The following is a 7,220-nucleotide window of genomic DNA, read 5'->3' on the forward strand; positions in this document are numbered from 1 at the left end:
CTCATCCAATTTGTTGCCCCAGACCACTTAAGTGACTCGCCGGTAGGCGAACCACTGGATAGGCTCGTTCAAGTGAGAAGAGCGAAGATCGTCTGCACCCTCGGCCCTGCTGTCGGGAACGCCCACAAGATCCTGCAGCTGACCGAGGCCGGCATGGACGTCGCGCGACTCAACATGAGTCACGGCGAACAGTCCGACCACGAGCAGAACTACGCCTGGGTCCGCGAAGCCGGCAACAAGGTCGGCAAGGCCATCGCCGTGCTGGCCGACCTGCAGGGCCCCAAGATCCGGCTCGGCCGGTTCGCCGACGGACCTGTGCAGCTCGAGGTCGGTTCGACATTCACCATCACGACCGACGACATCCTCGGTGACGTCGAGCGGTGCTCGACGACGTACAAGGGCCTGCCCGGCGACGTCTCCGTTGGCGACGAGATCCTGATCGATGACGGCCGTATGCGCCTGCGCGCGACCGCGGTCACCGACACGGACGTCACGTGCCTTGTCGAGACCAGTGGCCCGGTCAGCAACAACAAGGGCATCAACCTTCCCGGCGTGATGGTGAGCGTCCCCGCGATGAGCGAGAAGGACATCGACGACCTGCGGTTCGCCCTGCGCCTGGGTGTCGACTTCATCGCGCTGTCGTTCGTACGCTCGGCCGACGACTACTACGACGTCAAGAAGATCATGGTCGAAGAGGGCATCATTCGCCCCGTCATCGCCAAGATCGAGAAGCCGCAAGCTGTCGACAACCTCGACGGCATCATGGACGCCTTCGACGGCGTCATGGTGGCGCGCGGTGACCTCGGCGTCGAGCTGCCGCTCGAGGATGTCCCGATCGTCCAGAAGCTCATCGTCGAGAAGGCCCGCCGCAACGCCAAGCCGGTCATCGTCGCGACGCAGATGCTCGAGTCGATGATCTCCGCCCCGCGGCCGACCCGCGCCGAGGCGTCCGACGTCGCCAACGCGGTGCTCGACGGCGCCGACGCCGTGATGCTGTCAGGCGAGACGAGCGTGGGGGAGTACCCCATTCACACCGTCACGACGATGGCTCGCATCATCGAGTCCACCGAGGAGCACGGCCTGCCCCGCATGGCGGCGTTCACGTGGAAGGCCAAGACCAAGAGCGGCATCATCTGCCGCGCGGCCGCAGACGTCGCCGAGTCGGTCAGCGCCCGTTATGTCGTCGCCTTCACGACCAGCGGTGACTCCGCGCGACGCATGACCCGCTACCGCTCCAAGGTCCCGGTCATCGCGTTCACGCCCGACCCGCTCGTACGCTCGCAGCTGGCCCTCAGCTGGGGCATCGAGACGTTCCTCGTCCCCGAGGTCACGCACACCGATGAGATGGTGCTGCAGGTCGACAAGGCGCTGCTCGAGATCGGCCGCTGCGCCGACGGGCAGCAGGTCGTCATCGTGGCCGGGAGCCCTCCGGGCATCCCCGGCTCGACCAACGCGCTGCGCATCCACAACATGGGCGACGCGATCAACGGCGTCGTCCCGGCCTACCAGGACACCGACGAGTAGAACCCCTCGTCGAGGGTCATTCCCGCGCGCTCCTGGGATGGTTTGGGGGGCGGAGCGGGCCTGCGGAAACCGCACGCAACGTGCTGACGGTCGGCAGGGAGTAGTGCACCTGTTGCAGCCCTAGGGAGGGAGATCCCCGGTGTTGCGGACCCAACTCCACCCTTGTTCATCCTTGCGTGGATAGACCGGAATTTCAAGGAATTTCGGGTGCGTAGTGGTTGCATCGCGGGACAGTCACGGTGTCTGTGCAGGTCGGGGCCCATGCGGGTCTCATCGCGTCAAGCAGTCACGTTTCTGGTGCTTGAAAGCCTGGGTCTCTTTCGCGCGTTGCGTTGGCATCTCGCCATGTGCCGGCAAGCCGACACGGCGGCCTCTTTTGGTTGGGTTGGACCTGGGTTGGGTTGCGCTACTGCCGGCAAGCCGGCACGGCGGCCTTCGGCCGTTGCTTCCGGCGCTGGGACTGAGCCCGAGCGCCAGCGAGGGCTCAAGTCCCCGTGCCGGGTGCGGGATTCGAAACCCTCTATTCCCACGCTCAACTTTGCACTTTTCCCGTCGTTTCAGGGTCTCCTGTTTCGTCTCGGTCGGTCTCGTTACGCGGGAGCATCGTCTCAACCGGGTAATTTACCCATGGGGATCTGGCTGCCTGAACGCAAAGAACCGCCCACCCAGACCGGAGTCTGAGTGGGCGGTTTTCTCTGTGTGTGGTGCGATTCTACTTTAGTGACGCTAAGTGGGAACAACGGCGTCGCTATTCCCGGTTACGCCAAACGGTTGCCCCATGACGACAGTGTGTGTGACATGTGTGGGCGGACGTAATCCCACCCGATAGCAACAAGCGCACCCGTGACGAGTACGAAGCTGACACCAATGTCGTACGGGAGGCGATGCCAGGACTCAAACGGCGGACGATGAGTCATGGTGTTGCGCACGTCGGGCAAGGGCGACCATTGACGCGTTCGACGTGTGCGTGATGGTCGTAACTCCACGCGCCGCACGAGCAGTGGACCTTGTACGGGTGGCCCTCGTCGACATCGCTCAACGCCCGATGCTCGCTCATGGTGCGCCACTTCTCTTGTCCTGCGACAAGGGTTGTGTCATGTCCGATGCCAGCCAGCACGCAACCATGACGACGAGATACACGAAGCCAAGGCCCAGGAGTATGACGGCGGGCAGTAGCGGGTTCATGCTGTCCACCGGCCGATGAGGAATGCGAGTGTTGGTGCGGTGATGGGCGATGTGAACGCTGCGGCGACGAGGAAGACCCAGCCGACCGCAGCGAACTGTTCGCGCCTCATTGGTCGTCGGCTTCGAGCTCGCCCCGTGTTAGACCGAATGCGGCGATCACGTCGTCGAGTTCATGGCGCGCGCCGTTGTCGTTGGCGATGCGATCAATCAGTGCCACCTCGTCCCACGCCGCCTCATACGCGGCACGGAACTCGGGGTCTTCCAGTTCGCGATCCAAGTCGGCCCAGAAGCCACCGAGCGCCATGGCGGGCTACTCGGCGTTCTTCGGTGCAACGGCGACAAAGAACGCAGCAGACAGCGCAAGGCCGAGAGACATTCGATAGTCGGGAGCATCCGGCCACTCACCCTGAGTGAGCGGTGCAACGATCGGGACAACGGCGCCACCGAAGAACGCAGCGATGGACTTCCAATACTTGGTGAACTTCGACATGCGGACTCCTTATAGGTGGCGGATTGAAGCGAATGGCTACTTGGTGAGCTCGCGGACGACACGCAGCCCCGCATGGTCGGCGATCCTGGTGTCGCGTGTGACAGCGACAACCTCAGCCGGGCCAGCGTCAGCACGGACCAGCGCGTAGTCGAACCGTTTGCGGCTCAACCCGTCCCAGCCCATGAACGTGTACGCGTTGACGAACGGCGTGCCGGATGCACAGTTGCGCCAACCAGCCTTGACCAACGCGTCAACGACCATGCTTTCGCTGTTGGTGTCCCACGCGATCATGACGTTCTTCTGTGGGCAGCCGTGGGCGTTGGCGATCGACAGCGCTTTGGCCGCGATGTACGTGGCCTGTGCGACTCGTTTCGCATCAGCGGTGGCTCCGGAGTCTGACTCGAGGTGTCCGCTGACATCCATGCCGATTGCGCCGTCGAGTTCGTAGATGACCCACGCGGCTTGCTTGTCGTCGCTTTGATACCAGGTGCTCGAGGGTGTGGTGATGAGTCCGTGCGCTATGACCTTGACGCCACGGGTGTACGTGTAGCGACCCTTGCCACCGTCATTGCGCTTGTAACCGAGTGCGCCGAGACCGGAGTCGAGACGCGAACGAACCGTGGATGCGACGGTGCATTCCTGCGCGTTGATGACGTTGACGGGTGAGGCTTTGCGTGCAGCAACGTAGCGGGGGATGCGTGTTGATGCTGTGGCGATTCCGCGGGCGTTGTTGCCGGCGAAGTTCTGCGACGCGGAGATGACCTTGACCGTGGGTGTCGGCGTAGGTACAGGATCTTGTACAACAGGCGCAGAGTCTTGTACAACACTCGGTCCGGCCTTGACGCGTGCCATGACGTCGCGGCGGAACTGGCCCATGTTCAGGCCGGGGTCAACGAAGTAACGCGCCGACGAGATCTCCCCATGACCGACCGACTCTTGACCGGTCCAGCCGAGCTTCCGTGCAACAGCAGCGTTGGCCTTGACCAACGTCGCTCGAGCCGCTGCGGTCATCGTCTTCGATGTGATGACCTCATAGCCGATGGTGAATGCGTTGCCGTCAGCACTGCCGCCACGGAACCGGTCGTCGTAGTCATCGGACGTTGAGAAGTCCGCAGCAACCAGGTGTGCTTGGACGTTGGAGCCGACGAGGCCTGCATGGTTCGATCGGCCGGCAGAGACAAGCCACAGGTCGCCATTTGGGGCGATGACGGACTGCACCTTGCACGGGATGTTCGGGTCACCAAGGATGGCGGCGGCGATGTACTGCTCAACCGTGCGCCCACCAAGGTCGCCCGCCGTGATGTGGTTGACCTGACCGTTGAGCGTTCCCCACGCGCGACCAGCCCAACCGATGCCCTTCTCGTGGCTTCCGGTGTGGCAGCGGCAACGGTCACGCCAGTTTGGGTATTCGCGGACGACGATGCCTTCAGCGACGTACACGGCTTTGAGTGCGGATGGTGTCAGCGGTGTTGCCATGCGTGTCTCCTGATGGCTCGCGAAAGTGCCCGAACGTGTCGGGTCGTTGCGTTTGTGGTGGTTACTGGCCGGTGACGGAGCCGCGGACGGTGCCAGCGGAAACCTGCACGTACATGCCGCCCGGGAACTGCAGCGGCGGATCGAACGTGATGTGTTTGTCTTCGGCGAGGTTGAGGCGGATGTCGCAGTAGAGCGTTCCGGATGAGTTGGTGTCTTTGAGCTGGACGCGTGCGACGGCTGATGTGCCGGCGTTCTCGGTGACGTCGATGCGGTGGCAGGTTTTGATTCTGCGTGCGGCGTCGAGGTTGCCGGTGAATGGGATGGTCATCATTTCAGGACCGCCTCTAGGGAGATTTGGAATCCGGGTGTCGAACCGCCTGTGAATGTCATGTCGAAGTAGAGGCGTGACCAGTAGCCGCCCGCCTGCCGCTTCGGGATCACGAGGCTGTTGGAGCCGTCGTTGTTGACGGCGCCGATGGTTTCTGTTGCGACTTCACCGAACGTGCCATCGGGGAGCATGCCGCGGTGTTCGACGGGGTTGAGTGACAGCCACAGCGGATCTTGTGTGGAGGCGAACCGGACGTCTTCTGTTTGGTTGCGGGTGTGCATGGCCGCGATTTGCGGGATGACTCGCAGCGATGCCGTGGTCGGTGCGCCCGTTACGCCTTCGACGGTGAGTAGCCAGTCGATCTCGGTGGCCCAGCGTGCGGGGATGCGGAACGAACCGAACGACGCCGTGAACGCCTGGCCTCGGTAGAAGCCGACCTTATGCATCGTCATCAGACATTCCTTCCGGTCAGGCGAATCCGTGACACGTAGGCGTCTGCTGCTGTGCGTGACCCGGTAGTGAGTGCGCGCAGGTCAATGGAGACGTTGAGACCGTTTGCGAATCGGGTCAGCGTGGACGACTGGCCCTGGAGTGCGGAGATCGTGGCGTCGTTCGCGCCGGAGTCTCGGAGCGTCCCGTACTTGCTGTCGTTGAACCGCGCGCCCTTGTATGCGTTGGCAACAGGGTCGATCTCGAGCGCCATCAGGACGACGTTGCGCTTGTTCTCGTTCGGTGGCCACGCGGACCAATCGAACGTGCTGATCGTTGGCTCCGTGTCCGCCGCACCCAACACGGTGAAGGATGCGCCACCATGGCCGGGGAGGATCGTGTAGGACGGCACCGAATCAGTACCGGTCTTCACATCGAAACGGTTGGTCGGATCGGCCGCACCCGTGGTCTTAGTGAACACACGCCGCAACGAGTAGTAGTTGCGTGCACCAGCATTGTCGGCCTGGTCGACGCCGATCTCGATGGAGCGGATGTTGTTGTCGCCGTACCACTGCGCCAACGAAACCCAGCACTCAACGGTGATCCTGTTGAACCGGTCGAGGTGGGTGAGGCGCTTGATGGCGGTGGAGATTTGGCTGTTGGTGTTGTCCAGTCCGATCCACATGCCGTTGCGGTCCCATCCAATTGGCGGGTTGTAGGTTCCGGAGTAGAGCTGCTCGAACCCGTGGAGGTCGGGGCTGGCGAGGAAGTCGTAGTCGTACAGGACTGTGCTGTCCGGATATTTGGCTCCGAGCGCGGTTGTGAGGCTGGTCATGATGCAACTCCCGTGATGATGTCGATGAGGTCGCCCGTCACGGCGTCGGTCTTGATCCAGACGTATTTCGCGCCCGGGTCATAGGCGGGGAGTGTTGGGCCTGCGTAGAGCGCGCCGACTCGCGCTTCGATGGCGTCGGGCAGGGTGGCAATGGGCTGCAAGAGCGCGTCGGCATCCGCGCGTGCCTCGATCTCGTCGGCGAGGTCGGCGACCGAGGGAACCGTGATCGCGCCCGTGTCACCGTTCACCGATGTCACTCGGCCGGTTGGGGTGACGACGGGTACAACGACTGTGCCGTCTTCGATCAGGTCGAAGTCGAGCGTCGTCTGGCCCACGACGGGTTGGATGTACTTGACCTTGGTGTAGGTCTTGCGTGCGCTGTCGCGTGCGGTGACCTTGATCCGGTATGTCCAATTGGTGACCGCATCGCCGCTGCCGTCGATGAATCCTGACTGGTCGACGTGCGGCAACGGGAGTGTGACCGTGCCGCCCGGACTCGACTCGACCTTCTCAGGGAACGATGCGAGAGCCTGACCGGTTGCGGTCCACGTGATCGAGCGGACGTTGCCCGCAGAACCGCGGCCGTCGAGGACGGGCTGCCACTCGACCTTCTCAATGTATGCGTCGCCGCCGAAGTCGATCAGTGGGCCTACGTTGAGGGCGCATGTGGTGATTCCTACGGGCAAGGCCATGATGGCTCCTTGGTCGGTGCGACTTAGGAGCGCGGCGGCTTGCGGCGTCCCGTGTGTTGCGTTGTGGTGGCTAGGTCAGGCTGATGGTGGGTCCGTCGCGGACGACTACTTCGGGGCTGTCGACATCGCGGACGATCGGTTGCCTTGTCGATCCGGTGCTGATGACTGCAACCGCGCCCGTGCTGTCGGCGTTCGGCCCTGCGACGAGACAGCCGGCCCAGTCCTGCCCGTCCCACTCGATGACTTCGGACGGATGCCATG

At 63.1% G+C, this 7,220-nt stretch carries 9 protein-coding genes; 1 reads left to right on the forward strand and 8 read right to left on the reverse strand.

Annotated elements, in window-relative coordinates; genetic code table 11:
* The first annotated feature begins 72 nt into the window (after nt 1–72).
* Nucleotides 73–1,524 carry a pyruvate kinase gene (gene pyk, locus AC1DVU_RS10925; RefSeq protein WP_476922454.1) on the forward strand — a complete coding sequence of 484 codons (1,452 nt, stop codon included), beginning with the start codon at nt 73–75 and terminating at the stop codon, nt 1,522–1,524.
* 1,291 nt (nt 1,525–2,815) lie between these two features.
* On the opposite strand, the gene AC1DVU_RS10930 is transcribed toward pyk, so the two are convergent.
* From AC1DVU_RS10930 to AC1DVU_RS10965, 8 genes are all read right to left on the reverse strand, one after another.
* On the reverse strand, nt 2,816–3,013 hold the full coding sequence (locus AC1DVU_RS10930) for a hypothetical protein (RefSeq protein ID WP_476922455.1): 198 nt from the start codon (nt 3,011–3,013) through the stop codon (nt 2,816–2,818).
* Between the two features lie 6 nt (nt 3,014–3,019).
* Nucleotides 3,020–3,199: a hypothetical protein gene (locus AC1DVU_RS10935; RefSeq protein ID WP_476922456.1), complete on the reverse strand. Its 180-nt coding sequence runs from the start codon at nt 3,197–3,199 to the stop codon at nt 3,020–3,022.
* Between the two features lie 36 nt (nt 3,200–3,235).
* Nucleotides 3,236–4,675 (reverse strand): peptidoglycan recognition protein family protein, encoded by a 1,440-nt coding sequence (locus tag AC1DVU_RS10940; RefSeq protein WP_476922457.1) that lies wholly within the window; start codon nt 4,673–4,675, stop codon nt 3,236–3,238.
* Nucleotides 4,676–4,736: 61 nt separating this feature from the next.
* Nucleotides 4,737–5,006, reverse strand: coding sequence for a hypothetical protein (locus tag AC1DVU_RS10945; RefSeq protein WP_476920565.1), 270 nt, complete (start codon nt 5,004–5,006; stop codon nt 4,737–4,739).
* Complete coding sequence (locus AC1DVU_RS10950; RefSeq protein WP_476922458.1) at nt 5,003–5,449, reverse strand: hypothetical protein; 447 nt, start codon at nt 5,447–5,449, stop codon at nt 5,003–5,005. The genes AC1DVU_RS10945 and AC1DVU_RS10950 overlap by 4 nt, the downstream gene beginning before the upstream one ends.
* A gap of 5 nt (nt 5,450–5,454) precedes the next feature.
* Nucleotides 5,455–6,267, reverse strand: coding sequence for a hypothetical protein (locus AC1DVU_RS10955; RefSeq protein ID WP_476922459.1), 813 nt, complete (start codon nt 6,265–6,267; stop codon nt 5,455–5,457).
* The gene (locus tag AC1DVU_RS10960) at nt 6,264–6,959 is read right to left on the reverse strand and encodes a hypothetical protein (RefSeq protein ID WP_476922460.1); all 696 of its coding nucleotides are present in this window, start codon (nt 6,957–6,959) and stop codon (nt 6,264–6,266) included. The genes AC1DVU_RS10955 and AC1DVU_RS10960 overlap by 4 nt, the downstream gene beginning before the upstream one ends.
* A gap of 70 nt (nt 6,960–7,029) precedes the next feature.
* The coding region (locus AC1DVU_RS10965; RefSeq protein ID WP_476922461.1) for a hypothetical protein at nt 7,030–7,220 on the reverse strand (191 nt) is incomplete at its 5' end.

Source organism: Aeromicrobium sp. P2_G6, from assembly GCF_056403535.1.